This window comes from Corynebacterium ulcerans (assembly GCF_900187135.1).
Classification (GTDB): domain Bacteria; phylum Actinomycetota; class Actinomycetes; order Mycobacteriales; family Mycobacteriaceae; genus Corynebacterium; species Corynebacterium ulcerans.
This window is the reverse complement of the sequence record NZ_LT906443.1, coordinates 1829096-1854861: the sequence shown is the minus strand read 5'-3', so window position 1 is coordinate 1854861 and position 25766 is coordinate 1829096. Positions and strand designations below refer to the sequence as shown.

The window sequence follows — 25766 nt, the reverse complement described above, 5'->3', positions numbered from 1 at the left end:
GCCCCGAGCCTGTGCCGCAACACTATCGCTGCTGCTCAGCCCGTAACCCGGCCACCGGGAATGTACGTTTCTTTGCGCAAAAAACACGCGTTTTACCATGCTACAGCAAACCCCGCCACCTGCCAAAACTTCATGCAGATAGCGGGGCAACGGAGAAAAGGTCGAGCACCACATGCGGGGCGCCGGCTCTTGCCCTATCAGACAAGAGCCAATCTCATTAGCTAACTTTTTCCACCTGGTCAAAGTTCAGTTCGACCGGGGTCTCACGACCAAAGATAGACACCAGTGCCTGCAACTTATTGTTCTCAGTGTCGATAGCAGAGATCGTTGCAGAAACGGACGCAAGCGCACCGGAGAGAATCGTGACAGCCTCGCCGACCTGGAAATCAACCTCAACCTTGGGCTTGGTGGATGCGCCCGGCATAGCCACAACTTTCTCGCCCTCAGCGTTTACAGCGTTGCTCTCGCCGCCGTCGCCAGCCACAGACTCCTGCGGCATGAGGAACTTGGCCACATCGCGGTGCTTCACCGGCGTTGCATTGCCCTCGTTGCCCACAAAGCTGGTCACACCAGGAGTATCGCGGACGACAGACCAGGAGCGGTCATTAATGTCCATACGAACAAGGACGTAGCCGGGAAGAAGCTTGCGCTTAACCAGTTTGCGTTTACCGTCGCGAAGCTCAACAGCCTGCTCGATCGGAACCACGACGTCAAAGATGGAATCCTCAACCTCAAGGGTCTGCGCACGCATATCCAGGTTGGTCTTCACTTTGTTCTCGTAACCGGAATAGCACTGAATGATGTACCAAGAACCTGGCAGCTTCTTCAGCTCACGCGTGTACTTACGCAGACGCGCCTTGTACTCAGCATCGCCATCCTCCACAGCACCCGCAAGCGCAGCTTCTGCATCTACTTCCTGTACAGGTTGCTCGACTGCCTCGTCCAGCTCGGGTGCAGCCTCTGCGGCTTCCGTCTCCGCGGCGATGGTCGCCTCTAGGGCGTCGTCAAAAGCCTCGGCAAATGAACCGCTATTGTTCTCGTCGCTCATGTGTCTTTTCTCCTGAAGTGTTGACGTTCGGAATTCATGGTACCCCGAGACGTGCAATAAATTATCCCGTCGATCCGAAGGATCTGACGGGACGTTTTAGCTTTACGCTCATCCTAGCTAGCGAGTAAGAGCCTTCTCAACTCCCAGCCCCGCAACAAAATCCACGCCTGCAACGAGTGCAGTCATGAGAATAAGAAATGCGAAGACGATAAGCGTGTAGTTGACCATCTGCTTAGCAGTAGGCCAAATAACCTTCTTCATCTCAGAAGCCACTTCAGGAACAAAGGCAGCAACCTTGTTGCCTTTCTTCCCCTCATTGTCTCCCGCAGGTGCGACCTTCTTGGCCTCATAAGAAGAAGTGGAGGTGGTATTCACACCAGCGAGCTGGCGTTTACCGGTAGGACGCGATGCGGCGCCCACCTTCTCAGGCTGTTGTTCAGTCACAGCTCTCCTCGTTGTTGTCTACGATGCAGGTTGTACGACGCAATTACTTATCGCCGCTTCCAGAGCACCTCTTTACCGCTACCGTACCTTGACACGCGCCCATAAAGCTAACGACGTAGCAAAGGGGAACGCATTGCAGTACAAGCACGGCACAAAGAACCCTGTTGCGAGGATAGGCATACTACCTGTCCCCAGTTATCGTGAAGACTATATCAGACTTCCTTAAGGCTAGGAATTAATCCTCATGGCATCTATCAACACCAAGAGGGATACACTTCAATAACAAAACCGGTAGATGCTACACATCTACCGGTTTCTTTTGCAGGGGCGACAGGACTCGAACCTGCAACCTACGGTTTTGGAGACCGTTGCTCTACCAATTGAACTACGCCCCTAGGCCGTTGTTTCCGATCACTCGAAAGCAACACGGGCAACCTTACTAGACCACCCAACAAAAGGGAATTCCTATGGAAAAAGCACCGGAAAGCATCCCAGTGCATAGCCATTCAGCATATTCCCTAGTAGCGATGGCGAGAATTGAACTCGCGACACAGCGATTATGAGTCGCTTGCTCTACCACTGAGCTACACCGCCCCACTCCCCTACCTGAACAATGCCAGATAAAAGAACAGAGCCCCCTGACAGAATCGAACTGTCGACCTTTTCCTTACCATGGAAACGCTCTGCCGACTGAGCTAAGGGGGCACAGCCTCTTGTTGTGAACCAGAATCCTCTGGGCCGCTCCGTTGAAGCCTCACAAAGATTAACCCGAGTATGGCAATTAATACAAATCACCAGTTCATAGCGCATTTAGAGACCGAAAACTACGACTAAAACTTTTATAGACCCCCTTGCTTCAAAGAAACCCCTAGCCTCCCAGGCGCTTCCGCATCCGATTGTCGTTTTTGAGAACGCTAGCTCTCCAGTTTCCCGCAAAAGCACAGTTCACTTTTTCTAGCGTTCTCAAAAACGACACTCCCCCACCCACCACAGGCAACCCCCTCTCCACAACGACCCCAAAGACGCCAAAAAGCCCCAGCATTTTACTGCTGAGGCTTAGTTGGTGCCAGGTAGAAGATTCGAACTTCTGTAGGCAATGCCGACGGATTTACAGTCCGCTCCCTTTGGCCGCTCGGGCAACCTGGCGTGCTCCACGTTCGTGGTGCGCTACATACTGTACTACGAATCTAGTAGACAAAGGCAAATCGGTACGCTGACCTGCTTTTAACCAACTCGCTGAACGGTAAAGCGAGCAAGATTACGCAACGCATCTGTTGTTGCATTCTGCGGCAGAAGTTCCAGTTGGCTCTCCGCCTCATTGAGATAGCGATGAACATCAGCGAGCGCCTGGTCCCGACCCGTAGATTGAGCGAGCAGATCAAGAACCCTGGCAACAGTCGCGTCATCAGTCAGCGGCCCTGTAAGGGTTGCCCGAAGCTCCTCGCCTACTGGTGTCTGCTCTCGCAACGCATAAAGGACCGGAAGGGTGAATACGCCTTCTCGTAGGTCGGTCCCTGGGGTCTTACCCGAGTCCTCAGAAGCCGAGAAAATATCGATAATGTCATCGACAATCTGGAAGACCATCCCAATGGCAGCACCATATGCCCGCAGTGCCTCGATATGAGCCGGAGTTGCTCCAGAATGCAGGGCACCAAGGTATCCGGCGGAGGCTATAAGCACTCCCGTCTTTTCGCGGATCACGGCCATATAATGCTCGATCGGATCGTTATCTCCGACTCCGATAGTTTCTCGCATTTGGCCGGTGACCAAGTCACCGAAGGTTTCAGAGAAGTGACGTACTGTATCGGTGCCCAAGTCGGCCATAAGTCGTGAGACGTGCGCCAACAGAATGTCGCCGGCCAAGATGGCGACGGAGTTATTCCAACGTGCGTTAGCGCTTTCTACACCGCGTCGTTTAGCAGCTTCGTCCATCACATCGTCGTGATAAAGCGTAGCCAGGTGCGTCATTTCAACGACTACGGCAGCTTTGATCACGTCCTCGGACACGGGCCGATCCCCGTACTGTGATGCCAAAAGGGCGAACATGGGCCGGAAACGTTTCCCGCCGGCTTTCGCGAGGTGTTTGACCTTCTCCACAATGAAGTCCTCACCGACGGAGAGCTCCTTTTGAAGTAGTTCCTCGACACGAGTCATGCCGACGGAAATATCCTCGTTGAGGGCGGGGTTACCGAGGTCAACTCGCGTACCGGTGGACGTGCTTAATCCTTCGGCACCGTTGCTCATTCCAAAACTGCCTTTACAAGGTCATGGCAGTAGCCATCCACGTTAGGATGAACTAACCGCGCTTAGCGTTCTACAACTAACCTCCTAACCGTAGTCGAAACTGTCATGCTTACACACCCCGGGGTGTGAAGGAAGGCCTATAGCTGTCACAATGGTGCGCGTGAATGATTCCGTTTTTTCTGTAGACGTGCTCGTGGTGGGTGCTGGCCCTGCCGGTTCCACGGCAGCTATTAATGCCGCACAGCGCGGCTCAACGGTTTTGCTTATCGACGCCGCCACCTTCCCTCGCGACAAAACCTGCGGCGATGGTCTCACACCCCGTGCGGTGCACCAATTAGAAAAAATTGGGATTGATGTCACCTCTCGATATTCCTCCAAGGGCTTAAAACTGCACGGCTTTGGAGGTTCGGTGACTGCGCCGTGGCCCACGTCTTCTTTTGGGACGATCGGCTCTGCCATGCCGCGTACAGAGTTTGACGAGTTGCTCTTAAACACAGCTCAACAGCACAAGAATGTCCTGGTGTGGCAAGGGGCCACGGCGGTCTCCGTGGACGCAGATCCTCATACGTCGCAGCCGCCAAGTGCTACTCCCAAGGCTGGCCGCATCCGCACTGTCACTGTGGATGATGGTCGAGTCATTGCTCCCGCTTATGTCATCGTCGCGGATGGCGTGCGTTCCACTTTTGGAAAGCTGCTGGGCCGGCAGTGGCACCGCGGCGAGGTGTACGGGATCGCAGCGCGGTCTTATTGCGAGACTCCTCGCGCAGATGACCCGTGGATCCATTCGCACCTAGAGCTTCGCGACGATACCGGTACCACGCAGCCCGGATACGGATGGATATTTCCGTTAGGCAACGGCACTGCAAACGTCGGCTGCGGCGCTTTGTCCACGGACACCCGTCCGGCGAAGGTGAACACAAAAAAACTTCTCCGAAGCTACGCAGAGCAGCACAGCGAGGAGTGGGGTTTTGGAACACCACAACGCGTTGCCTCCGCGTTATTGCCTATGGGGGGCGCGGTAAGCAACGTCGCGGGCCCTAACTGGATGCTCATTGGCGACGCCGCAGCATGTGTGAACCCACTCAACGGTGAAGGCATCGACTATGGCATGGAAACCGCAGCACTGGCAGTCAGTCTGTTGGGCACCGATAAGGATCTATCTCATGCCTGGCCAGAATTGTTGCGCTCCACTTACGGGGAAGCGTTCATGTTAGCCCGCACAGCTGCACGGTTGCTCACCTACCCGCAGTTCTTACCCATCGCAGGTCCGCTCGCTCTACGCAGACCACTGGGCAACGCCATCATGCCAGCGGCTGCACGGCTCATGGGCAACCTTGTCTCGGACTCCGATCGCGATCTTGTTGCGCGTCTCTGGCGCTGCGCAGGCGTAGGCGTCAGCCGGTGGCGTCGTGACAGTCCGTTGTGGTCATAAGGCTGCTCTGCATACGTGTAGCTTTACTGCAATGTGGCGTTAACCATGCTTTTTCTGGTGGAGCTCCATCTTGAGGCCTCCTAGACTGAGAAAGTATGCATACCTCGAAATTAGTTGTTGTTGGCGTAGGCCACGTTGGCTCCTACGTTCTTAGCTACGCAATGGATTCAGGCCTCTACTCGGAGATAGCCACGATTGATATCAATCCGGGTGTGTCCAAGGGTGAGGCCATAGATCAAGCTCAATCCACGGGTGTCCCGGGAACCGCATACACATACTGCCACCCAGGCGATTATTCTGATTGCGCCGACGCGGACGTGATTATCGTCGCCGCTGGTGGATCGATTCTTCCAGATCCTGATGATCCCGAGCGGATGCCGGATCGAGCCGAGCTCGCAGAGATGAGTGGAGCGGTGGTTCGCGATGTCATGGGAAATATCTCGGCACATACCAAGGATGCCGTGGTCATCTTTATCACCAACCCACTCGACGCTATGGTGCACATTGCTACCACGGAATTTGATTATCCCACCGAAAAAATCTTTGGAACTGGCACCATGCTAGATTCCGCTCGGATGCGTTGGATCATAGGAACTGAGCTTGGGATTGACCCCAAATCGGTCACCGGTTACATGATGGGCGAGCATGGCTCTACGTCGGTTCCCATTCTCTCCAGGGTCAACGTTCAAGGCCTCAGCTGGGATGAGCTTTCTACCTGGCGGGGCAGCCCTCTTCCCACGGCCCCAGAGATCCAAGAGCGGGTGATTAAGGCAGCCTATGACGTCCTCTTGGCCAAGGGATGGACCAATGCGGGTGTAGCACGATCAGCTAATGAGCTGGCTAAGTGCGTGTTGCTTAATGAGCACTCCGTGCACCCCATCTGCACCCCGCTCAATGGTGAATATGGGCTCCACGACGTTTCCATGTCCGTGCCTACCCTCATCGGCAATACCGGCGCGCTCCGCAAGATGCCGCCATCCCTCAACGATTGGGAATTGGAGCAGATACACAAGTCCGCCGAGTTCATCCGCGAGACAGTGCAGCGCGCCAGCTCCTAACCGGGGATAACCTAGCTACGCATGTGAGGCCTCCTTGCTCAGGTATAACGACGCAAGGAGGCCTTTGATTTTGTCCCTAGGCGTTGCTCCCAGGTTTTACTGCCGAGTGCAACGCAACGATCCCCAGGGAAAGGTTCTGCCACCCTGCGTCAGACCAGCCGTTATTGTTGATAGCGCGAGCCAGCTCTTCTCTTTCTGGCCATGCACGGATGGACTCAGCAAGGTACTCATAAGCCTCTGGGTTTGTTCCCACAGCTTTAGCTATCAGCGGTAACAACCTGGTCAGGTACTCTTTGTAGATCGTCTTAAAGCCAGGAACATTGGGAGTGGAGAACTCTGCAATAGTGAGCCGACCGCCGGGTTTGGTCACCCGCGCCATCTCCCGAAGCGCCGCCTGGTAATCATGAACGTTCCGTAGGCCATAAGAGATGGTGACCGCGTCAAAGGAGTTATCGGCAAAAGGCAGCTGCATACCGTCGCCCACCACCTTGGGAACGTCTCGGTCTTTGCCTGCTGCGAGCATTCCCTGTGAAAAATCGCAGGCCACAACCCACGCACCTGATTTCTTTAGCTCCACCGTAGACACTGCGGTACCGGCGGCTAGATCCAGAACCCGTTCGCCGGGTTTAAGGTTCAACCGTTCACGGGTCTTCTCGCGCCACTTACGGTCTTGCCCAAAGCTCAGCACGGTGTTCGTGATGTCGTAGTTTTTACCCACACCGTCGAACATTTTTGCCACGTCGAAGGGGTTCTTTTCCAAAGATGCCTTAGCCACGGTTGTCCAGTGTAATCATCGCTTCTTGGTAATAGCGGAAGAGTTGGTCACAAATTCGAGTCCACGACTTACCTTCCACGCTCTGGCGTGCGGTTTTGCTCAGGTCCTCACGAGCCGAAAAGACGTCATACGTGGATTGCGATAAGCCCACCAATGAGTCGTCGATAAGCGGTAGCAGTACACCCGACCCCCTATCTACCAAATCTCGCGGCCCGCCCTCCGCCACGGACACCACCGGAACCCCAGATGCCTTGGCCTCCTGGATTGTCTGACAAAAAGTCTCAAACTCACCAGGATGTACAAACACGTCAAAGCTAGCGTAGGCCTGAGCCAGGGCAAGGCCAGTAAGCGCTCCGGTAAAAATCGCTCCCGGGAGCTGTGATTCTAAGAGTTTCCGTTCTGGGCCATCGCCAACGATAACCAGCTGAATGTTGTTGTCGCGCGCTAGATCAACCAGTCTATGCACGCCTTTCTCCGCAGCTAGCCTGCCCACATATCCCACGATGATGCGGCTGCCTGAGCTCCAAAGGCGCCTGAGTTCGTGGTCCCTGCGATCTGGATGAAACAGCTCCAGATCCACTCCCCGACCCCACGTTTTGACGCGCTCGATGCCATGCAGCTTCAAGGCTGTTACCGCCGAGGTAGAGGGTGCGAGGGTAAGGGTCGCTGCATTGTGAAAAGCCCGTGTCCAGGCCCAACTAGTGCGTTCCAACCATCGCAAATGATATGTGTGGCTAAAACCCGCAATGTCTGTTTGAAAGACTGCCACACATGGTATTCCTAGCCGCCTAGCCACAAAGGCACCTCGGGCAGCCAGCACATAAGGCGACGCAAGGTGCACAACATCGGGCCTAAAGGCTCGCAACAACTCCCGAATCCCTACGGGGACCCCGATGGGCAAGGAATTGATCAGCGGCACCATCACGGTCGGCACGCGATGGATGGTCGCGCCGCAGTAAGAACGTATTTCTTCCTCACCATCCCGTGCACCCGGCGCGATCACCATGGCCTGATGCCCGCATCTCTGAGCGTGTTCCAAGACGCGCAGCACTGAATTGGATACCCCGTTGACAGAGGGGAGAAATGATTCAGCGATGATCGCTATGCGCATGTTTTCTGTACCACAGGGTCACAGCCCACCACAGAGCCACCGCGATGGCGAGAGACACTACCCAGGTACTCAGCGCCGGTATGAGTGCAAGTGTCCATCCCCTGCCCTGCACTTTTACCAGGTCTGGGTTGCTTTTGGCATAGGTTACCCACACGCGTTGCCCTTTGCCCAGGCCCGTGGGATAGAGCAAGCCACCGCGCGGAGAATGGTAGACGCCGTCTTCATCTTGATATTCCACTGTGGAGCGGAATGTGCCCACGTCAATAACTTTAGCCAGAGTGCTCCCTGGTGATTTTGCTATCTCGCGGTCGTTAAGGGCAGGGCCTATCACCATGCTGAAGCAGCCAATCGTTGCCGCGGCAAAAAGCGCCAGTACGGCTTGGTGTAAGCGTCTCCTGATACTCGATGGCGGATAGTGCGGCAGCCGACTCACATGGTCACCTTCTTGGCCAGCGCCTCGTGCATGGCGCGGCGATCAGCACGTGTGGTTCGGGCTTCAATGAGGGTAAAACCTGCCGTGTCGGTGGCGTCGATAAGCTTTTCGACGAGCCCCTGCACATCAGTTGCACAGTGATATTCCACGCCGTATGCGGCAGCCAGGCTTTCAATATCCACCCCGTGCGGAGTACCAAAGGCTCGCTCAAAGCTGTCCCGCAGCTGGGGGTTCCCTACCTCAAGGGTCTCAAAGATTCCACCGCCGGAATCATTAGCCACCACGATTGTCAGGTTTTCCGGCTGCGGCGAATCGGGACCGATGAGGAGCCCACCCACGTCGTGGAGGAAGGTCACGTCTCCCATGAGCGCCACGGTACGAGCAGCGCGGATTTCCTCGGGGTTTCGTGTTTGTACGGCCAACGCCACGCCAATCGCTTGGGACACTGTGCCGTCGATCCCTGCTGTACCGCGGGGTGTATAGGTGTCTACTGCGGAGAATGGCAGGCCGACAAAGGATGCATCGCGGACCGGGTTGGATGCCCCCAGCACGAGGGTGTCGCCGGTGGCGAGCGTGTCTGCTACCGCTGCGGCTACATGGAGTCCGCTGAAGCTAAAGTCCTGGGCGAGTACATCCCGGACGGCCTCGGCCCCCAGCTCGGAGGCAGCTTCACAGATCTTGAGCCATTGCTTTGAAGGTTGACCTGTGGTTTTTACCCGAGTCCCAACTTTTTTCGCGCTGCGAGTGGGGTCGGTAACTGTGTCAGTACGCGTTAGTACGGTTACCTCGATTGCCGGATCAGCAATCAAATCAAAGACGCTCCGATGCAGCGTTGGATGCCCCACCACAATCACCTGCTCCGGCTTGGTATTGACCACGTAGCCTTCAGCGGAAACCTGCTCATGAGCAAATATTCCGGCTGCCAGCGGGTGCACGGGGTGATAGGGGGCGGGGGCGCTTGGCTCGGCGATGGTGGGGACATCTTCCAGCCCAGGCACGTCCCATGCTTCATCGCCAGCGATGACGAGGGTGTTGCGGCTGAGGTCTATCTCTACTTCGCCGTGATCTACCACTTCACTTTTTATCGGTGCCTTTTTCACATTCTCGGCAGGCGACTCCGGCAGGGAGTCCCCCACCAAAGGCGTATCCAGCTCCACATTGATATGAACCTGGCCTTTGTTAAAGGCCGCATCGATGAGTTGTACGTCTGCAAGCGTAGCTACGGAGGTTGTAGGAACGACTCCGAAGATCCCTCTTTGGTTGATCGTCTGATTCGCTCCCGTCCCCTGCAGTCGCGCCGGGCGATCCGCCGAAATCATAGCGATGGGAGTGTGTGAGTGGTAGGCCTCCACGATCGCGGGCAGACAATTGGCCACCGCGGTGCCAGAGGTGGTGACGATTCCCACATGCCGACCGGACGCCCGCCCCATGCCTAGCGCTAGGAATGCTGCGCTGCGTTCGTCGATACGCGTATGCACTCGGATATCTCCCCGCGCAAGCAACTCCAAGGAAAGCGGAGAGTTACGCGAGCCGGGGCATATCACCACATCGGTGAGGTGGCGGGCGAGTTCGGCAGCGACGGCGCGTGCAAGCTGGGGCGATGACATCATGTCCCATATTTTAGGCGTTCCTGCACAGCCAATGACAGTGGGGCATGCACCACGGCTTTTGTTTTAGTGGGTAAGGAATTCCCACGAGTCTTGTAGCCGTTGCAGCCACGCGTCGCGGCGGTGACCGCTCACGCTCAGATCAGACAGTCGATCGGGGTCCGGAGCAAGCATGTCCACAGCCAGATGTCCATCGACGATGTGGCGCGGTGCAGTGATGTCTTCTACAAAAAGTCGCTGTGTGGCCAGCCCAGCCGCAGCCGGAGGCACATCAAAGTCTTCATCATCAGTGTGTTTGGGTAGGGCTGCCACCGCCGCCAGCCCGGCGTTCATGCCCACGCCTGTATCGAGAGCACTAGCCACCGTAATGTCCAGGCCGCGCGCACGCATAAACTCGGCGATCCGGAGTAATGTCCGCGGGCCTCCTAATGGGGCGGCTTTCACCACCGCAACGTCTGCCCCCTGGGCCCGTGCCACCTCATAGGGGTCTTCTGCCCTGCGTATCGACTCATCCGCAGCGACCCGAACAAACAGGCCAGCCCGAATGAGGCGCTGACGCAACTCGACGAGCTCCGCAACCGTCGCACAAGGCTGCTCCATATAGTCCAGAGGGCCCAACTGCTGGGCGGCGAAAAAGGCTTGGTCAACAGACCAACCACGGTTCGCATCAACGCGCACTATCGCCGAAGGCATGACCTCCCGAACGGCAGCCACACGAGCGACGTCATCCGCAAGCGACTGTCCTTTCTCCGCAACTTTTACTTTGAAGGTTCTGCACCCAGCAAAATGCGCCATCACCTCAGGCACTTGCTCAGAATCCACTGCGGGAATAGTGCCGTTGACCTCCACGCAATCGCGCATCGCCTCCGGCGGACCCTGGTACGCCATCTCGAGGCCTGAAGAAAGCCAATGAGCGGATTCTTCAGGGGTGTAGTCCGCAAAAGGCGCGAACTCTCCCCATCCAGCGGGACCTTCGATGAGGAGGGCTTCACGTGTGGTCACACCACGAAAAGGCACCGCCATAGGGAGTGCAACCACGTGCGCTCGCTCAAGTATCTCGTCTAACGTGGCGCCCCACGTTGATAGGGGTTTCGCTTGTGTCATACAGCTAGGTTACCGCCCTGTCGCCAATCTTCATCATTAAGAATAAAAATGTTTAACTTATTGAAAACCCTAAGTGGCCCATACTCCCAACTGCCAGGAACCAGCACTCCCGAAACAAAACGGTCAGACATCTTCAAAAATGAAAAACGTCACTTTTAAATTGGAATGTGATTGATGCTGCTAGCGTAATAAATGATTGGTTATAACCAGCCCCTCTTGGGAAGGCCTGCCGCATGCTCTACATCATTATCGCTCTGCTGGCCGTCGCCGCAGTCGTTTATCTGATAGCCAAAAAAGTTCACGCCGCCGCAGCCATTTTCTTTGTAGGCGTACTACTCCTCATGGCTGCCGCTCTCACAGGGCGGACAGAATTCCGTTCCACAGACATAGACCCTTCTGGAAATGCACTCTACGACCAATTGCTCGTCGTAGAGGCTCTATTTAAGAGTCGTTTCTCCGGAATTGGCATGGCTATCATGGTGCTCTTTGGCTTCGTTTCCTATATGCGGCACATCGGAGCTGATGCCAAGACCGTGGTCATCCTTTCTGCACCATTACGTCGCTTTAGAGGATCTTATTGGCTCGTTCCAGTGGGTTTTCTCATCGGCAACCTTTTATCCCTCGTCATCCCCTCAGCTTCGGCTCTGTCGCTTCTTCTCGTCGCCACGCTTCTACCCGCGCTCATAGCCGCAGGGCTTACCCCTCTGACGGTAGGGGCAATCGTGGTCACCTCTTCCACAATCATCCCCACTCCCCTAGAAGCCGGGTTGATTCAGGGCGCCGATCTTACCGATATGACGGTCACGGAATTTGTCTATGGACATGTCGCATGGGCAACCGTTCCAGCACTGGTCATCACCGCTTTTGTACACATGTGGTGGCAACGTCATTGCGACATCGTAGACGCACGACATTCCCACAACATCCCCCAACATGGCATGACCAACCTGGAAGTAAACGCTTCCGATGCTGCCACCAAAGACGCACTTGAGCGTGCTTCTGGTTTGCCTGGCTATTACGCAATCCTCCCATTGCTTCCCCTGCTGTTGATTATTGCTTCTGCCCTCCTCAAACGTCTTGACATACTTTCCTTTGAAGCTGGGATCCTACCGGTTACTGTGGTGTCTCTCTTTACCGCGCTCTTCATCGAATCCTTACGCAAATGCACAGTCACAGGTGCCGTCGACTCTGCCTCAAGCTTTTTCAAAGGCATGGGCGAAGGCGCTGCCGGCGTAGTCGCACTATTGGTGGCCGCTGCAGTATTAGTCGAAGGCATCACTCAGATGGGCGTGATCGACATGCTCATCAGGGCAGCCGAAGATTCCTCCGGCGCAGCTGTACTCATCATCCTCATTTTTGTCGCAGCAACCGCAGCCATGGCTACCCTCACGGGATCTGGCACCGCACCCTACTTTGCATTCTCTGAGGTTGTCCCTTCTTTGGCAGCACAGTCTTCTATTCACGCACCTCAAATGCTTACAGCTATCTGGGGAACCTCTAATTTGATGCGCCAAGTCTCCCCAGTCAACGCCGCAGTTCTTATTGTCTCCGGCGCCATCAATGTCAATCCGATCCGACTGGTCAAACGCACACTTGTCCCCATGACTGTTGCGACGGTACTCAATACGCTGTTTGCTTTCTTGTTTATCGGCTAGCCCGCACACTTTCCCGCACACGTCACATCACCGGCTAAGCAAGAGGTTTTAGCTAAGCTGAGCAGTATGACACTTCTTGCTGAAGCCCTCTCTGAGCGCGCCGAGGCCCAAGCTCGCTTAGAGAGCCTCCGCGAACGCCTCATGTCCGTCGCACGTGTCCAAGAAGGCGACGTTCCCGATGAGGATCCTGCCGTACTACTCGCCGAAGCTGAAGCTGTGGCACGGCGTATCGACGCCCTGGTGATCGCCATCAACGCCACCAACACCGCCACCGCGTTCGATGAGACCAAAAACCTCACGCAAGCACTCGCAGAACGCGATGGTCTGCTCCGGTTGCGCCGGCTTTATGCCGAGGTGGCTAAGGTCGCCGGCACCCGTCAAGACCGCTACTCCCGCACAGAGATCAAGTTCGTCTCTACTCTTCCGGTAGCTGAACTACGGGCCCAAGCCGATACCTACGCTCAGGCTTATCGCGAATTGGATACTCGCATACAGCAGCTCAACTGGAATACTCCGCTGGTAGAGTAACTTTTTACTTGTAGTTGGTAGTCCAAGAACAGTCAGCGAGCGCACCCCTTGCTCAGAAGGACTTATCTGAGCTCATGGCGCCCAATAGCGGTATAAGGGCCGAGGTGTTCGTATCACCTCACAGTACTCATTACCCCGCCGCACTGTGCACATGAGAACATGCGGCTTATAGTCCGCGGCACATCGCACAATTCACCACCACCGCGCTGGGGCTATTTCTTGGATGAGGGTCGGGTTCGGGGACTACATTCTTTATTTATGAGCGAGCAGAAAAAATACAGCACCGACAATCCTTTTGATGCGTCTCAATGGAAGACCGTCGCAGGATTCGAGGATCTTACTGATATTACGTACCACCGCCATGCAGGCGAGGGGCGGGAAAATGGAATTGTACGCATAGCGTTTGACCGCCCAGAAGTCCGTAATGCTTTCCGTCCACACACTGTCGACGAGCTCTACCGCGCGCTCGATCATGCTCGTCGCACGCCCGACGTAGGCACGGTGTTGCTCACTGGCAACGGTCCGAGTGAAAAAGATGGTGGCTGGGCTTTCTGTTCCGGCGGTGACCAGCGCATCCGAGGCCGCTCCGGGTACCGCTACGCTACCGAGCACGCTCACGACGACGCCGTCGCAGACGAATCAACGGTGGATACCGCACGAGAAAAAGTCGAGGGTGGCAGGCTGCATATCCTTGAGGTACAGCGTCTCATCCGCACCATGCCCAAAGTGGTCATAGCAGTGGTCAACGGCTGGGCTGCCGGTGGTGGACACTCCTTACATGTTGTGTGTGACATGACGATTGCCTCCCGGCAGGAAGCGCGCTTTAAGCAGACTGATGCCGATGTGGGATCCTTCGACGCCGGCTATGGTTCCGCATACCTAGCAAAAATGGTGGGACAAAAATTTGCCCGCGAGATCTTTTTCCTTGGCCGTGCATACGATGCAGAGACGATGCAACGCATGGGTGCTGTGAACATCGTGGCCGATCACAAGGACCTGGAACAAGAAGCTATCCAGATGGCGCGCGACATCAATGGCAAGTCTCCTACCGCCCAACGCATGCTCAAGTTTGCTTTTAATCTCACCGATGATGGGCTCATGGGCCAGCAAGTTTTTGCTGGCGAGGCTACCCGTCTGGCCTATATGACGGATGAGGCTGTAGAAGGCAAAGAAGCTTTCCTGGAAAAACGCGATCCTGACTGGAGTGAGTTCCCCTACTACTACTAGGAGATACCTTGATTGGGGCAAGGGATCGGGGCCAGGCGATGTTAGCACTAAACTTTAAGTGTGCATGTACTTGAGCCTCTCGTTGTTCCCGCGCATGACCCTGCCAGCATTCTTGATAGCCTGGAGCAGGCCATCGTGGGACAACGCAGTTTTCTGCCCGTTCCGTCCAACGATAAGGATCGGGCAGATCTTCTGTGCAGAAGCCAACGGGTGGGCCAACCCATTGATCCGGATATTGCCCTGGTCATGAGCACGTCCGGTTCCACCGGGATGCCCAAGGGAGCTATGCTCACCGCACGCAATCTCGTGTCCTCTGCAGACGCTACGCATCAGTTCCTTGGTGGTGAGGCTCAATGGCTGCTAGCCATGCCGGCTCATCATATTGCGGGGATGCAAGTACTGGTTCGCTCGCTGATCGCTGGTTATGATCCCGTTGTCGTCGATGTTTCACGTGGTTTCAACGTGGCTTCCTTTGCCACTGCCGCCGCAAGTCTCGAGGGCGAGCGCGTTTACACGTCACTCACTCCCCTACAGCTGCTTAAAGCAATGGATACGTTGGTGGGAATTGAGGCACTGCGGACCTTTGCTGCGATCCTCGTGGGCGGTGCTCCTTTGCGTGCCGACGACCTCCGCGCCGCCAAAGAACTCGGTATCACCATAGTGACCACCTACGGTTCCTCCGAAACATCTGGAGGCTGTATATACAACGGTCGGCCGATCCCCGGCGCGAGTGTGCGCGTTGTCGGCGAGAGAATTCATCTGGGTGGCCCCATGATCGCGCAGGGCTACCGGAATATCCCCGATCACGACGCTTTCGCTGAGACTGGGTGGTTTGCCACCTCCGACTCTGGAACGCTCACCGGCGGAATACTCAATGTCACCGGAAGGCTAGACAACGTCATCGACTCTGGCGGATTAAAGATCCATCCCGAGGTTCTAGAGCGCACACTGTGCGACATTCGCGGAGTCACTGCGGCGTGCGTGGTAGGCCTGCCGGATAGACGATTCGGACAGGTTATTGTCGCGGCATATGAGGGTAGCGCGCATCCTACAGACATCATCTCTGCACTTGATGACCTGCCGCGTTGGCAACTGCCCAAGGACATCCGTCGGGTGGAATCTTTGCCGCTCATCGGCCCCGGAAAAGTCGATCGTAGGGGCGTCACCGCTCTTTTCACACAACAGTGAGACAATGGACAGCATGTCGAAAGCTACCTTTGCCGATTGGAAAGAAGGCGCACGCCCCCACACGTGGGCTAATGCCTTTGCCCCTGTCATTATCGGGTCGGGCGCTGCTGCCCAGGCTAATGGTTTTAGCTGGTGGCGAGCCCTGCTGGCGCTCGTTGTCGCATGGGCCCTTATTGTAGGTGTGAATTACGCCAATGATTATTCTGATGGCATCCGAGGCACAGACGATGACCGCACTGGCCCACTTCGTCTTACGGGATCCGGGCTGGCGCAACCAGCTTCCGTGAAACGCGCCGCTTTTCTTGCTCTCGGAGTGGCAGCAATCGCCGGTATCGCGCTGTCTTTAGCAAGCGCATGGTGGTTGATCGCTGTAGGCGCTCTTTGTATTCTCGGCGCCTGGTTTTACACCGGTGGGAAAAACCCCTATGGGTACCGTGGACTCGGCGAAGTATCAGTCTTTGTGTTCTTTGGTCTTGTTGCTGTCATGGGTACCCAGTTCACTCAGCTCGGCAGAATCACATGGGTTGGTTTTGGCTGTGCCGTAGCGGTAGGCGCAATGTCTGCCGGGGTAAATCTTGTGAACAATCTCCGCGATATCCCCACAGACTCTGTGGCTGGAAAAACGACCCTTGCCGTCATCCTTGGGGATAGCGCAACACGACGCTTGTATTGCCTTCTCGTGTCCATACCGTTCGCGGTTTCGCTAGGCTTCTTCCTCATTTCCCCCTGGGCCGGCATCGGAATCATTGCACTTCCCCTTGCAATAAAAGCAGCAATCCCCGTGGTGAAAGGACGCCAAGCCAAAGAGCTCATTCCGGTGCTAGGTGCTACAGGAAAAGCCATGGCGGTATGGTCCGTGGCCACCGCACTAGCGTTAGCGATTAGCTAGTTCGCTTTTCACCCAATCCTTCTCAGCCTTGCGTTGTGCACTCCACAGGGCCACAGCCTCAGTGGCGTGTACCCGGATACCTTTAAACACAAACATCGACAGCGGCATGGCCACGATTAATGCCAACGTGGCCGAGATGAGGATTGGCACTGGGGCCCCAATGGCCACCGCGATTCCCTGAATGATTGCGGTCAGCACGATAAATAGCGCGCATCGTGCGAGTCCATACACGATGACGGCCTTGCGGGCAGCCGTCTTTACCTGCGGGTCGACGATCGGTCGAGAATTCTCTGGCATTGCAGTTTCGCTCACACACAGCACCCTACTCAACAGTTCTTCTTTCGGGGTAATCTAGGCTCACAGTCACATAACCCCATAACTTTATCTTTTTGAAAGGATTCTCCGTGGGCCGTCTTATTCTTCTCCTCCTCCTTATCGCAGCCGTTGTGTTGGTGTGGAAGGCATTTGGCCCTAAAACGTGGCAGAAAAGTGTTACTCCGGAACCTCCCCGCATCAAGGGACCAGATGACGATGAGGAATTCTTGTGGCGTTTGGAACGAGATCAGTTTAAAAAGCGTCGCGCGGAGGAAGAGGCAAAGCGCAAAGCTGCCGAGAAAAAGAAGCGCGAGGACACAGAAAATCCTGCGCATCCCGAACGGAAAAATCCACAGGATAACAAGGACTTAGGCGCTTAACCTCGCATTTTGTTGACATATAATACTTTAGAAAAGTTTTACTTGAGAAATAGTTGCCGTTATAGTGCTGTGCATGAATTCTCCCTCGAATAAAGCACAGCGTCTTTTTAGCGCGCTTGCCGATCCCATGCGGATTCGGATTCTTTACCTCGTGGCAGAACACCGCGAAGGTATGAACCGAATGGAGATCACTAGTACGCTCGGGATCGCGGCGCCCATTTTGGCGCAGCATATGGCCAAACTCGCAGAAGCAAACCTGATCTGCACGCACAAAGATGGAAAGCGCATCAGCTACCACGTAGTTCCTGAAGAATTCGCACGAGTTCAAGAGCTTTTCCTTGCTATCAACGCCAACCCACGCATCAGTGCGTTCCTCAACCGGCCCCGTTAATAAGCAAAACCCCTCAGCCGTATCAACGGCCAAGGGGGAACATTCACATCTTATATTCGGTTAATTCAGACCCGCGTACGAGTGCAAACCAGAGACCACCATATTGATAAAGAAGAGATTGAATACCATGGTCACAAGCGCCGCAATATTGATCCACGCAGCCCGCGAGTCGCGCCAGCCAGAGGTAGCGCGCGCGTGTAGATAAGCCGCATAAAGGATCCATGTTGCAAAGGCCACGGTCTCTTTAGGATCCCAGCCCCAGAAACGCCCCCATGCACTTTCTGCCCAAATGGCCCCCAAAATAATACCTAGGCCAAAGACCGGGACGGTGATGATCGCGGTGCGGTAAGCGATGGCGTCGAGAAGCTTCGCAGACGGCAACGGCTTAGCCAACGCTCCCATTATTCCCTTTTCTTGACCTTGCGCCTGATACAAGCGCAACAGATACAACACAGAGGCAACACCAGAGATCATGCCGATGGAAGCGCCTATAGATACTGTGGATACGTGAATCGGGAACCAGAACGACTGCAAAGCGGGTACTACCGGCGCAGAATCCGCATAGAGCTTTGTTCCGCCGAAAAAGAGTAGAGCCAGAATGGGAGTCAGCACCCACGGCCACAGCACACGCATCTCCCGGCGCTGCAAGAAGAATGCTGCAATCCCCACCGCAAAACAGCTGATGACCAAAACATATTCATAGAGGTTGCCAAAGGGGAACCGTGAGGCCGACAGGCCACGCAAGATCGCAGAGGTAGCGTGGACAACAACACCCAGCCACACAATCATCTGGGTCATACCAGCAAACTTTTCCGCGGAGGCTTCTACCTTAGAGATCCGCTCATCCGAGAAGTCCGCTTCCTGGCTAAGCCCACCAGAATTGCTGTCGGACTCGTTCCCCACCGCAACGAGCTCTCGCTCGTCCACTCTTTCCCGTTTCAGGTCAATAAGTGTTCTCGTCCTCATATAGAAAACAATGGAAAGAACAAGCGCAATAAAATAGATGACGAAGCTCGACGCAAATGCCATATCGGATAGCGACGCAAGATTCGAGTTGACGTTCATGGTACCTCTAATCAGAGTTAGTGATCTCGGAACAGAATACCCGTAAAAAGTTTGATGTCTACCACACCGGCTCATGTTCCTCTTATGATCAGAGTTTTCACCCCAAAAGGCGCCATTCTTTCGGCCCCCGCATGCAACGATCCAACCTAATACTCGTCTTCCCCGGCTGTTTTTCAATAAGGGCTAGTGCTACAGTCTGATTTTGGCAATCATTTTCGGCTTGTTGTTACCAGGCAGGGGCGGCCAACTCACCATGCAACGTAGAAGACACCACAGCAAAATCACAACAGTGGTGCTCACAATCATGATGCTTTTCATTCCGGCGTTGAGTGTATCCATCGGAGCCGCAGGTGTTGCACCTTCCCACGTGTTTGGCGTTATCTTAAGCCACGTCCCGTATCTTCCCATCACTATTAGTTGGGACAGAGCGACTGATGCAATCATCTGGCAGAACCGCTTTCCACGAGTGTTGCTAGGTCTTGCAGTCGGGGCGATATTGGGTGTCTCTGGTGTGGTTTTTCAAGCTATGATTCGAAATTCCTTGGCAGAACCCTACGTTTTGGGAGTCAGCTCTGGAGCATCCACCGGTGCCGCTTTTTCTTTGATCACTCTCGGTTTAAGTTCCGCATGGGCCATGGGATTCTTTGCCTTTGTCGGTTCTTTGATTGCCACCTGCGCCGTTTTGCTCATCGCTGGGCGCAGCTCATCTCCGCTCAAACTTGTACTCTCCGGTTTAGCTATTGGCTTTGGAATGCAAGCGCTTACCAACTTCATCATCTTTACTAACGGTTCCCCGGAGACAAACCAAGCAGTGATGTTTTGGATGTTGGGTTCCCTTAGCCGGGCGCGTTGGCAAGCTGTGGTGGCAACAATTATTGTTGCTGTCCTTTTAACCCTACTTATGGCGTTAATCGGGCCAATACTAGATGCACTCGCCAGCGGCGATGAGACCGCGCGAGCGGTAGGCGTGCCTCCCGAAATTACTCGTTTACTCGTCCTCATCGCGGTATCCGCCGCCGTGGCAATAGCCGTAAGCAGCTCCGGTGGTATTGGCTTTGTTGGCCTGATTATTCCCCACATCATGCGCATAGTGTCTGGCTATAGCCACCGTATGTTGGTAATCAACACTGCCTTGGCTTCCGCATTATTTCTTGTACTCGCAGACGCCTTGGCACGAGTGCTACTCAACCCGCAAGAACTCCCCATTGGTGTGTTGACCGGGCTGATTGGCGCCCCAGTTTTGGCAATCCTTATCAGGCGGGCCAAGAGCGTATAGCTTTCCCTCCCTTTTACTCAATTCACACGAGGAGATCTCATGAAAAAGACCGCTGCTAAGTGCTTAGCTTTGGTGTCTATTATGTCGCTGACACTCGCTGCCTGCGGCGAAAGCGCTGCAGACAAGCAGGCTGCTCAGGATAAGACCACAATATCGAACGCCAAGATACACGTGGCTAGCTGCGATGAAACGTTGAGCTTTGACAAAGCCCCTGAGAAAGTCTTGGTCATGTCCGAGACAGATATTTCGATCCTCCACGACCTTGACGTTATAGATAAAGTCGTGGCAAAAGCCGGTACCAAACGGGTCGAGGGTATCAACCCCGGCTTGGAAAAAGCGATAGCAAACATTCCAGCTATCGAGGCCGGTGAGCTAGACACCGGCGGAGCAAAACTTTCTACAGAAGCTGTTATTGCTCTCAAACCTGACCTTGTTATCGGGTTTGATACAGGAGCGGATCGACAAGCGTTGAAGGAAGCCGGCATCCCGCTGTACTCCCCTGATGCGTTCTGTCCTAACGCACCAGAGAAAAAGGCTGATTGGAAGCTCGTGGACAACGAAATAGACAAGCTCGCCACAATCTTTGATGTCAAGGACAAAGGGGAAGAGCTTAAGAAGTCTGTCCATGAAAAGCTCAAGCAGCAAGGAAGCACTCAGGGAGACACTTCTGCTGTCATGCTTTATATCACTCCTGGTTCGGATGAGTTCTATGCCTATGGCAACACCTCAATGGTGCAGCCCATAATGGAGACCAACGGGCTCAAGAATGTCTACGCGGACAACTCAGAGCGTGTTTTTGATTCCTCTATGGAAGAAATCCTGGCTAAAAACCCCGATCGGATCATCCTGCTCTCTGAGTCTGCAGATTCCGACGCTGCCATGAAGACTTTCCTGAATTTCCCCGGGGCAAAAGAGCTCAAGGCTGTTCAGAATAACCACGTTGCCCACATGCCCTTCGTCCTGACGGATCCGCCCACCACCCTATCCGTAGAAGGCGCCTCCTACCTGCGCAATCTGATCAATAGCGTCGTATGATTACTGCTAGCGACCTTCATGTTACGGTCCAGGGCACTCCCATTCTCCAGGGTGTGAATCTAAGCGCGCAGGGCGGGCACACAATCGGCATCGTGGGACCAAACGGGAGCGGAAAAACCACTCTGTTGCGTACCCTCTACCGCTCTTTGGTTCCTCAAAGCGGACGGGTAGAAATAGATGCTGAAGATTTGTCTTCGCTCACGCCACGTCGAATTGCACGAAAAATCGCGGTGGTAGCACAGGAACGCGATTCTTTCCTGCCCTTGTGCGTTTCTGATTGCGTGGGCTTGGGTCGGCTGGCACAAAGCACACTATTGTCCTACTCCGATGCTAAAAATCAAACGATTGTGGCATCCGCCCTGGAGCGCGTAGGACTGACCGGATGTGGCGATCGATTAATCTCGGAGCTTTCCGGCGGGGAGAGACAACGTGTTCTTATAGCCCGCGCTATTGCTCAACAAGCCGATCACGTGCTTCTCGACGAACCGACGAACCACCTCGATCTCGCTCATCAATTTTCCATCATGGAACTTGTTACTGCGCTTAAATCAACATCCGTGGTTGTTCTCCATGATGTCAATCTTGCGGCGCGTTTTTGTACCGAAGTCATTATTCTTAACCACGGCGTGGTGGTAGCGCAGGGCAAACCAGAACAAGTCTTCAACGCGGAAATGTTCGCCGAGGTCTTTGGGCTTCATGCTCAAGTTCTTCACCACGAAGGCTCTCCCCAATTCCTTTTTTCACCGCTATCTTCTCGTACTTCTTAGCATCGAAAGGACACATACATGACACCCCAAGAACTACTTGCGGCATGGCATGAACAGCAGACGGCTTTCATTGAGCATCGCGATCTCAGGACTCGCACGATCATCGATGTCCTCAAAGCACGTTATGCCGACGCTCCCATTACCGTCCTCGATCTTGCGTGCGGCCCGGGCAGTCTGGGGGCGGAGATTCTCCGTAAAATGCCCAGTGCCACGATCATCGGTGTAGACCGGGACCCGGTATTGCTACGTCTGGGCACAGAAACAAACCAATTCGGCGAGCGTCTTCGCTTTATCGACGCCGATCTCGCCGATTCACATTGGGTAGAACAACTTCCTACCACGGACTTTGATGCAGTTATCAGCGCCACAGCATTGCACTGGTTCGAGCCCGATCAGCTGTCTCGGCTCTATCTAGATCTCACCCGAGTAGTGAAACCTGGCGCGATCTTTATGAATGCCGACCACCTGCTGTACGACGCCCACCACAATCCAACCCTAGCCACCCTTTCTGAGACAATCCGGGAGGACTTCCGCACCCGCACGGTCTCAACAGGAGTCCTCACATGGGAGGCCTGGTGGGAAGCAGCCTTCCAGATGCCGGGCTGGGAAAAAGAAACCGAACTGTGGCATCAGCGTTGGGCAGATAAATCCCCCACGGTGAAGGTGGACACGGCCTACCACCTCGCGGCTCTGCGCTCCGCGGGGTGTACAGAAACCGGCCACCTTTATCAGTGGCTCGATGACTATCTGATCTACGGCATCTGGCCCACAAACTAGGGGCTTTTAATCCTCATCAGGGTCGGGAAGCCCAAGGATGCGTCGGTGAATCCGCTCGTATTCACTTCCCCACCCAGCGCGGTCAGTTCGGGCTAGACCTGCGGTCTCCACAAACGTAACGGTGTCTGAGACAGGCCGTATGCGTACCCAGATTCGCCGGCGTCGGATGAGCAAAGAGCCAGCAAGCGATCCCAATGCTATGACGGTGAAAAAGAGCACCCAGAGCTGCGCTGGGTCGTGGCTAATCTGGTAGTTGGCAAATTGTTCGGCACCATCAAATGAGACCACTGTTCCGTCATCGAGCGTCACGGACTGGCCCACACTCAAGTTGACGCGTTCCAGCTTCTGTAACTGCCCGGAGTGGATCAGGGAGCTGTCTAGGCTAAAGAGGTTCTGGCCTCTACCTGAGTCCAAGCCGTTGTCACCCCGGTAGATGTCAATGGCTACCGCAGGATCAGTCATAGCCGGGTACCGGGAGGTCAGCAGCGATTTGTTTTCGCCCTCCCATGAGGCGGTCGGTGCAAACAGCCCTTGAATCGCCAGCTGGTTTTGGCGCTTTTCAAAGGCGTCTTTGTACATCCCGGCCGGTGGATCAAAACGAACCACGCCGTCCGACAGGAAGTTCATAAGGTCAGTGGGCTGCCATTGAACGGTCTGGGTTCGCTTTTCCCCGTTAGGCCACGTAACGGTAAACGTTGGCGCGTAGCCGTGGCCTTGCAGATACACTCGATCGCCAGCGATGCGCAGTGGGTGATTGACTTTGAGCGTGTACTGTTTCCACGTCTCGGTGTCTTTGAAGATCTCTTCACCCTCTGCGTAGGAAACCAAAGAGGTAAACATCTTCGCTTGACCGTTGGGGAGATAATCGGCAGAGAAGTTGTGCGCGATAAAGCAGAAGGGGTTTAATCCGGTGCCGTCGAAAAGCGAGCCGGCACGGAAGGAATCGTAGTTTGCTGTCGCGGTGTTGCAGAATTCCGTGCTCTTTGTCTTATCTTCGCTGGCAACGATGATCACTTGCCCCTCGTAGAAAAACAGTTTGCCCACTGCAATCGCAACCAACATACCCACCAAGCCGAGGTGGAAGGTGAGGTTGAAAAACTCACGGAGATACCCTCGTTCAGCAGAGAACGAGCGCATTCCGGCGCGATCTTGCTCCGGGGTGTATTCCGCCAGCTTCCAACCTTTGAGCTGCGTGCGTATATCTTCTTCAACGTCGCTCAGTGGCTTTTCGACGTTCCCCTCGCCATGCAGCGGCAACCGGCTCAGGTTCTTTGGGGCCCGAACCGGATCGGTCTTCATAGCTTTGTAATGATCCCACGAGCGCGGAATGATGCATCCGATGAGGGAAAGGAACAGCAGCGCAAAGATTGCGGTGAACCAGGTGGAGCTGAAAACGTCGAAAAGCTGCAGCTTGTCATAGATCTCGGCGGTTCGGCCATTATTAGCGATGTATTCCGTAACCTTTGACTGGTTGAGGGAGCGCTGTGGCAACAATGCGCCGGGAATCGACGCCAACGCCAGAAGAAATAGCAGGGCTAGTGCCGTGCGCATACTCGTGAGCCAGTGCCATGCTTTTAGTGGATAGCTCAGCAGCTTCCTCGTCCGATTACTCATTCACATGCTCTTTCTAAATAAAAGTTGCACCGTACTCGACGGTCCACTGGCGCACCCAGTTAATAAACATTCCCCACGTTCCGGAGACTAACGCTGCGCCGACCACGATCAACGCCACTCCGCCCACTATCTGAATAGTGCGCGAATGGCGTCGCAATACCCCTACGCCGTGCATCGCACGCGCAGACCCCAGGGCGACAGCCACAAACGGCAGTCCCAATCCAGCACAGTACGCGAGGATAAGGGCTACTCCCCTAGCCGCGGTGGTCCCTTCTGTGCCAGCAGAAATAGAGATAATAGCCGCCAGGGTAGGCCCCAGACAGGGAGTCCACCCCAGAGCAAAAACCCCTCCGAGCAGCGGCGCGCCCAGCCACGTCGACCAACGTTTGGGAGCCATACGCTTATCTTCTTGCAGGAACGGGACCCACCCCAAAAACACCACGCCCATGAGCACCGTAACCACTCCGCCGACACGCATCAAGGTCTCCGCATTGAGGGTAAGGGCACTAATAGCACCAAAAACGGTTGCCGTAGCCAGGGTAAAAATCACAGTAAAGCCAAGGACAAACAGGAGAGCCGCGCCGGTCACCCGCCAGCGCCCCTTCTTAGCTACCTGCGGACCCTGATCACCGAGTTCCATCTCAACACCTACCACTCCCGCCAGGTAGGACATATAGCCCGGCACCAAGGGGATCACGCAGGGGCTGGCAAAAGAGACTAAACCCGCAAGCGCTGCGGCCAAGAGGCCAAGCAGCAAAGGCCCAGTGGCTGCAGCATCTGCGATCTGCTCTCCAATACCGCTAGCTATGACGTCGGTCATGCGATTTTTTCAATCACATCGATGACGTCCTTGGCTGTAATTTCCCGCAGGAACACCGCTGCCGGACGATGCTGTTTGTCCAGGATAATTGTTGTGGGGACCACGGCGGCCGGGACTCCTCCGAGCTGCGCGGCAGTTTTAAACGGCGGATCATACAAACTGGGGTAGGTCAGCCCATTATCTTTGACAAAATCTTGGGCAATCTGTTTGGAATAATCACGCACGTTGATTCCCAGCACTGTGCCACGCTTTTCCTTTTCCAGGTATTCCTGCACAGTTTGTAAATCATCGGACTCACTGCGGCAAGGCGCGCACCATTGTCCCCATGCGTTCAACACAACGATCTGATCTTTGTAATCATCAAGACTGATCTTGCCGTCCGAGGCCAAAGACTCACCGGAGATGTTCTTCACCGGAGCACGGTCGGCCTCATCGTAGAAGATTTCCGTCTGACCACCTGGGGAATGGAATTGGAACGTCCCGCCGATGGCTACCGCGTCTGTCCCCGCAGTGTCTTCGGAGCTACATGCGCTCAGTACGCACAGGCTCGCTATCATCGCCGCAGCGAGAGTCCTTTTCACTG

The 25766-nt window shown here is 55.0% G+C and carries 26 protein-coding genes and 4 tRNA genes; 13 read left to right on the top strand and 17 right to left on the bottom strand.

The window, feature by feature from the left end; genetic code table 11:
• Nucleotides 1–217 precede the first annotated feature (217 nt).
• The 7 genes from nusG to CKV68_RS08335 form a co-directional block, all read right to left on the bottom strand.
• Nucleotides 218–1048: a transcription termination/antitermination protein NusG gene (nusG, locus tag CKV68_RS08365; RefSeq protein ID WP_013910756.1), complete on the bottom strand. Its 831-nt coding sequence runs from the start codon at nt 1046–1048 to the stop codon at nt 218–220.
• A 117-nt stretch (nt 1049–1165) separates the two neighbouring features.
• Nucleotides 1166–1492: a preprotein translocase subunit SecE gene (secE, locus tag CKV68_RS08360; RefSeq protein ID WP_013910755.1), complete on the bottom strand. Its 327-nt coding sequence runs from the start codon at nt 1490–1492 to the stop codon at nt 1166–1168.
• Nucleotides 1493–1814: 322 nt separating this feature from the next.
• A tRNA-Trp gene (locus CKV68_RS08355) sits at nt 1815–1887 on the bottom strand.
• Between the two features lie 127 nt (nt 1888–2014).
• Nucleotides 2015–2086: transfer RNA gene (locus CKV68_RS08350), tRNA-Met, on the bottom strand.
• A gap of 38 nt (nt 2087–2124) precedes the next feature.
• Nucleotides 2125–2197 (bottom strand) — tRNA-Thr (locus CKV68_RS08345).
• Between the two features lie 356 nt (nt 2198–2553).
• A tRNA-Tyr gene (locus CKV68_RS08340) sits at nt 2554–2638 on the bottom strand.
• A 78-nt stretch (nt 2639–2716) separates the two neighbouring features.
• Nucleotides 2717–3736: a polyprenyl synthetase family protein gene (locus CKV68_RS08335; RefSeq protein ID WP_013910754.1), complete on the bottom strand. Its 1020-nt coding sequence runs from the start codon at nt 3734–3736 to the stop codon at nt 2717–2719.
• Between the two features lie 151 nt (nt 3737–3887).
• Between CKV68_RS08335 and CKV68_RS08330 the strand changes: the two genes are divergently transcribed.
• Complete coding sequence (locus CKV68_RS08330; protein WP_038621540.1) at nt 3888–5168, top strand: geranylgeranyl reductase family protein; 1281 nt, start codon at nt 3888–3890, stop codon at nt 5166–5168.
• A gap of 95 nt (nt 5169–5263) precedes the next feature.
• Entirely contained in the window at nt 5264–6226 is a 963-nt protein-coding gene (locus tag CKV68_RS08325) for a lactate/malate family dehydrogenase (RefSeq protein WP_014525301.1), read from the top strand.
• Between the two features lie 76 nt (nt 6227–6302).
• Here the strand turns inward: CKV68_RS08325 and CKV68_RS08320 are convergent, their stop codons facing one another.
• The 5 genes from CKV68_RS08320 to CKV68_RS08300 form a co-directional block, all read right to left on the bottom strand.
• Nucleotides 6303–7001 carry a demethylmenaquinone methyltransferase gene (locus CKV68_RS08320; RefSeq protein WP_014525300.1) on the bottom strand — a complete coding sequence of 233 codons (699 nt, stop codon included), beginning with the start codon at nt 6999–7001 and terminating at the stop codon, nt 6303–6305.
• Nucleotides 6994–8112 carry a glycosyltransferase family 4 protein gene (locus CKV68_RS08315; protein ID WP_095076003.1) on the bottom strand — a complete coding sequence of 373 codons (1119 nt, stop codon included), beginning with the start codon at nt 8110–8112 and terminating at the stop codon, nt 6994–6996. Before CKV68_RS08315 ends, CKV68_RS08320 begins: the two co-directional genes overlap by 8 nt.
• Nucleotides 8090–8545, bottom strand: coding sequence for a DUF3592 domain-containing protein (locus CKV68_RS08310; RefSeq protein ID WP_013910749.1), 456 nt, complete (start codon nt 8543–8545; stop codon nt 8090–8092). Before CKV68_RS08310 ends, CKV68_RS08315 begins: the two co-directional genes overlap by 23 nt.
• Nucleotides 8542–10155, bottom strand: a complete 1614-nt coding sequence (gene menD, locus CKV68_RS08305; protein ID WP_038617542.1) for a 2-succinyl-5-enolpyruvyl-6-hydroxy-3-cyclohexene-1-carboxylic-acid synthase — start codon at nt 10153–10155, stop codon at nt 8542–8544. Before menD ends, CKV68_RS08310 begins: the two co-directional genes overlap by 4 nt.
• 63 nt (nt 10156–10218) lie before the next feature.
• Nucleotides 10219–11256 (bottom strand): o-succinylbenzoate synthase, encoded by a 1038-nt coding sequence (locus CKV68_RS08300; RefSeq protein WP_095076002.1) that lies wholly within the window; start codon nt 11254–11256, stop codon nt 10219–10221.
• Between the two features lie 233 nt (nt 11257–11489).
• On the opposite strand from CKV68_RS08300, the gene dcuC reads away from it, so the two are divergent.
• From dcuC to CKV68_RS08275, 5 genes are all read left to right on the top strand, one after another.
• On the top strand, nt 11490–12911 hold the full coding sequence (dcuC, locus tag CKV68_RS08295; protein ID WP_095076001.1) for a C4-dicarboxylate transporter DcuC: 1422 nt from the start codon (nt 11490–11492) through the stop codon (nt 12909–12911).
• A gap of 66 nt (nt 12912–12977) precedes the next feature.
• Nucleotides 12978–13439 carry a DIP1984 family protein gene (locus CKV68_RS08290; RefSeq protein WP_044032698.1) on the top strand — a complete coding sequence of 154 codons (462 nt, stop codon included), beginning with the start codon at nt 12978–12980 and terminating at the stop codon, nt 13437–13439.
• Between the two features lie 258 nt (nt 13440–13697).
• A complete protein-coding gene (locus CKV68_RS08285) occupies nt 13698–14666 on the top strand; it encodes a 1,4-dihydroxy-2-naphthoyl-CoA synthase (RefSeq protein ID WP_014835898.1) in 969 nt (322 codons plus the stop codon).
• A gap of 60 nt (nt 14667–14726) precedes the next feature.
• Entirely contained in the window at nt 14727–15854 is a 1128-nt protein-coding gene (gene menE / locus CKV68_RS08280) for an o-succinylbenzoate--CoA ligase (RefSeq protein ID WP_014835897.1), read from the top strand.
• Between the two features lie 13 nt (nt 15855–15867).
• Nucleotides 15868–16743, top strand: a complete 876-nt coding sequence (locus tag CKV68_RS08275) for a 1,4-dihydroxy-2-naphthoate polyprenyltransferase (protein ID WP_095076264.1) — start codon at nt 15868–15870, stop codon at nt 16741–16743.
• On the opposite strand, the gene CKV68_RS08270 is transcribed toward CKV68_RS08275, so the two are convergent.
• The gene (locus tag CKV68_RS08270) at nt 16729–17040 is read right to left on the bottom strand and encodes a DUF4229 domain-containing protein (protein WP_013910741.1); all 312 of its coding nucleotides are present in this window, start codon (nt 17038–17040) and stop codon (nt 16729–16731) included. The two genes, CKV68_RS08275 and CKV68_RS08270, sit on opposite strands and share 15 nt — an antisense overlap.
• A gap of 107 nt (nt 17041–17147) precedes the next feature.
• On the opposite strand from CKV68_RS08270, the gene CKV68_RS08265 reads away from it, so the two are divergent.
• The gene (locus CKV68_RS08265) at nt 17148–17438 is read left to right on the top strand and encodes a hypothetical protein (protein WP_014835894.1); all 291 of its coding nucleotides are present in this window, start codon (nt 17148–17150) and stop codon (nt 17436–17438) included.
• Nucleotides 17439–17511: 73 nt separating this feature from the next.
• A complete protein-coding gene (locus tag CKV68_RS08260; RefSeq protein ID WP_014835893.1) occupies nt 17512–17829 on the top strand; it encodes an ArsR/SmtB family transcription factor in 318 nt (105 codons plus the stop codon).
• Between the two features lie 60 nt (nt 17830–17889).
• Here CKV68_RS08260 and ccsB read toward each other — a convergent pair whose 3' ends face one another.
• Nucleotides 17890–18894, bottom strand: coding sequence for a c-type cytochrome biogenesis protein CcsB (ccsB, locus tag CKV68_RS08255; RefSeq protein WP_095076000.1), 1005 nt, complete (start codon nt 18892–18894; stop codon nt 17890–17892).
• A 253-nt stretch (nt 18895–19147) separates the two neighbouring features.
• Between ccsB and CKV68_RS08250 the strand changes: the two genes are divergently transcribed.
• Genes CKV68_RS08250 through CKV68_RS08235 form a run of 4 tightly spaced genes read left to right on the top strand, consistent with a single transcriptional unit; the run spans nt 19148 to nt 22749 of the window.
• Nucleotides 19148–20170, top strand: a complete 1023-nt coding sequence (locus CKV68_RS08250; protein WP_095075999.1) for a FecCD family ABC transporter permease — start codon at nt 19148–19150, stop codon at nt 20168–20170.
• Nucleotides 20171–20209: 39 nt separating this feature from the next.
• A complete protein-coding gene (locus CKV68_RS08245) occupies nt 20210–21205 on the top strand; it encodes an ABC transporter substrate-binding protein (protein WP_095075998.1) in 996 nt (331 codons plus the stop codon).
• Nucleotides 21202–21972 (top strand): ABC transporter ATP-binding protein, encoded by a 771-nt coding sequence (locus CKV68_RS08240; protein ID WP_095075997.1) that lies wholly within the window; start codon nt 21202–21204, stop codon nt 21970–21972. Before CKV68_RS08245 ends, CKV68_RS08240 begins: the two co-directional genes overlap by 4 nt.
• 18 nt (nt 21973–21990) lie before the next feature.
• Nucleotides 21991–22749 carry a class I SAM-dependent methyltransferase gene (locus CKV68_RS08235; protein WP_095075996.1) on the top strand — a complete coding sequence of 253 codons (759 nt, stop codon included), beginning with the start codon at nt 21991–21993 and terminating at the stop codon, nt 22747–22749.
• A 6-nt stretch (nt 22750–22755) separates the two neighbouring features.
• Here CKV68_RS08235 and CKV68_RS08230 read toward each other — a convergent pair whose 3' ends face one another.
• The 3 genes from CKV68_RS08230 to CKV68_RS08220 are packed head-to-tail and all read right to left on the bottom strand — an operon-like array spanning nt 22756 to nt 25764.
• Nucleotides 22756–24363 (bottom strand): cytochrome c biogenesis protein ResB, encoded by a 1608-nt coding sequence (locus CKV68_RS08230; RefSeq protein WP_029974531.1) that lies wholly within the window; start codon nt 24361–24363, stop codon nt 22756–22758.
• A gap of 13 nt (nt 24364–24376) precedes the next feature.
• Nucleotides 24377–25183, bottom strand: coding sequence for a cytochrome c biogenesis CcdA family protein (locus tag CKV68_RS08225; RefSeq protein WP_013910732.1), 807 nt, complete (start codon nt 25181–25183; stop codon nt 24377–24379).
• A complete protein-coding gene (locus CKV68_RS08220) occupies nt 25180–25764 on the bottom strand; it encodes a TlpA disulfide reductase family protein (RefSeq protein ID WP_013910731.1) in 585 nt (194 codons plus the stop codon). Before CKV68_RS08220 ends, CKV68_RS08225 begins: the two co-directional genes overlap by 4 nt.
• Nucleotides 25765–25766 lie beyond the last annotated feature (2 nt).

Bases quoted from the DNA above. Each gene is read 5' to 3' on its own strand.
- CKV68_RS08250 (WP_095075999.1), top strand. From the start codon at position 19,148: ATGCAACGTAGAAGACACCACAGCAAAATCACAACAGTGGTGCTCACA.
- CKV68_RS08225 (WP_013910732.1), bottom strand. From the start codon at position 25,183: ATGACCGACGTCATAGCTAGCGGTATTGGAGAGCAGATCGCAGATGCT.
- CKV68_RS08330 (WP_038621540.1), top strand. From the start codon at position 3,888: ATGGTGCGCGTGAATGATTCCGTTTTTTCTGTAGACGTGCTCGTGGTG.
- CKV68_RS08300 (WP_095076002.1), bottom strand. From the start codon at position 11,256: ATGACACAAGCGAAACCCCTATCAACGTGGGGCGCCACGTTAGACGAG.
- CKV68_RS08240 (WP_095075997.1), top strand. From the start codon at position 21,202: ATGATTACTGCTAGCGACCTTCATGTTACGGTCCAGGGCACTCCCATT.
- CKV68_RS08230 (WP_029974531.1), bottom strand. From the start codon at position 24,363: ATGAGTAATCGGACGAGGAAGCTGCTGAGCTATCCACTAAAAGCATGG.
- CKV68_RS08290 (WP_044032698.1), top strand. From the start codon at position 12,978: ATGACACTTCTTGCTGAAGCCCTCTCTGAGCGCGCCGAGGCCCAAGCT.
- ccsB (WP_095076000.1), bottom strand. From the start codon at position 18,894: ATGAACGTCAACTCGAATCTTGCGTCGCTATCCGATATGGCATTTGCG.
- CKV68_RS08335 (WP_013910754.1), bottom strand. From the start codon at position 3,736: ATGAGCAACGGTGCCGAAGGATTAAGCACGTCCACCGGTACGCGAGTT.
- CKV68_RS08260 (WP_014835893.1), top strand. From the start codon at position 17,512: ATGAATTCTCCCTCGAATAAAGCACAGCGTCTTTTTAGCGCGCTTGCC.
- CKV68_RS08235 (WP_095075996.1), top strand. From the start codon at position 21,991: ATGACACCCCAAGAACTACTTGCGGCATGGCATGAACAGCAGACGGCT.
- CKV68_RS08270 (WP_013910741.1), bottom strand. From the start codon at position 17,040: ATGCCAGAGAATTCTCGACCGATCGTCGACCCGCAGGTAAAGACGGCT.
- CKV68_RS08285 (WP_014835898.1), top strand. From the start codon at position 13,698: ATGAGCGAGCAGAAAAAATACAGCACCGACAATCCTTTTGATGCGTCT.
- CKV68_RS08315 (WP_095076003.1), bottom strand. From the start codon at position 8,112: ATGCGCATAGCGATCATCGCTGAATCATTTCTCCCCTCTGTCAACGGG.
- nusG (WP_013910756.1), bottom strand. From the start codon at position 1,048: ATGAGCGACGAGAACAATAGCGGTTCATTTGCCGAGGCTTTTGACGAC.
- dcuC (WP_095076001.1), top strand. From the start codon at position 11,490: ATGCTCTACATCATTATCGCTCTGCTGGCCGTCGCCGCAGTCGTTTAT.
- CKV68_RS08325 (WP_014525301.1), top strand. From the start codon at position 5,264: ATGCATACCTCGAAATTAGTTGTTGTTGGCGTAGGCCACGTTGGCTCC.
- CKV68_RS08245 (WP_095075998.1), top strand. From the start codon at position 20,210: ATGAAAAAGACCGCTGCTAAGTGCTTAGCTTTGGTGTCTATTATGTCG.
- CKV68_RS08275 (WP_095076264.1), top strand. From the start codon at position 15,868: ATGTCGAAAGCTACCTTTGCCGATTGGAAAGAAGGCGCACGCCCCCAC.
- menD (WP_038617542.1), bottom strand. From the start codon at position 10,155: ATGATGTCATCGCCCCAGCTTGCACGCGCCGTCGCTGCCGAACTCGCC.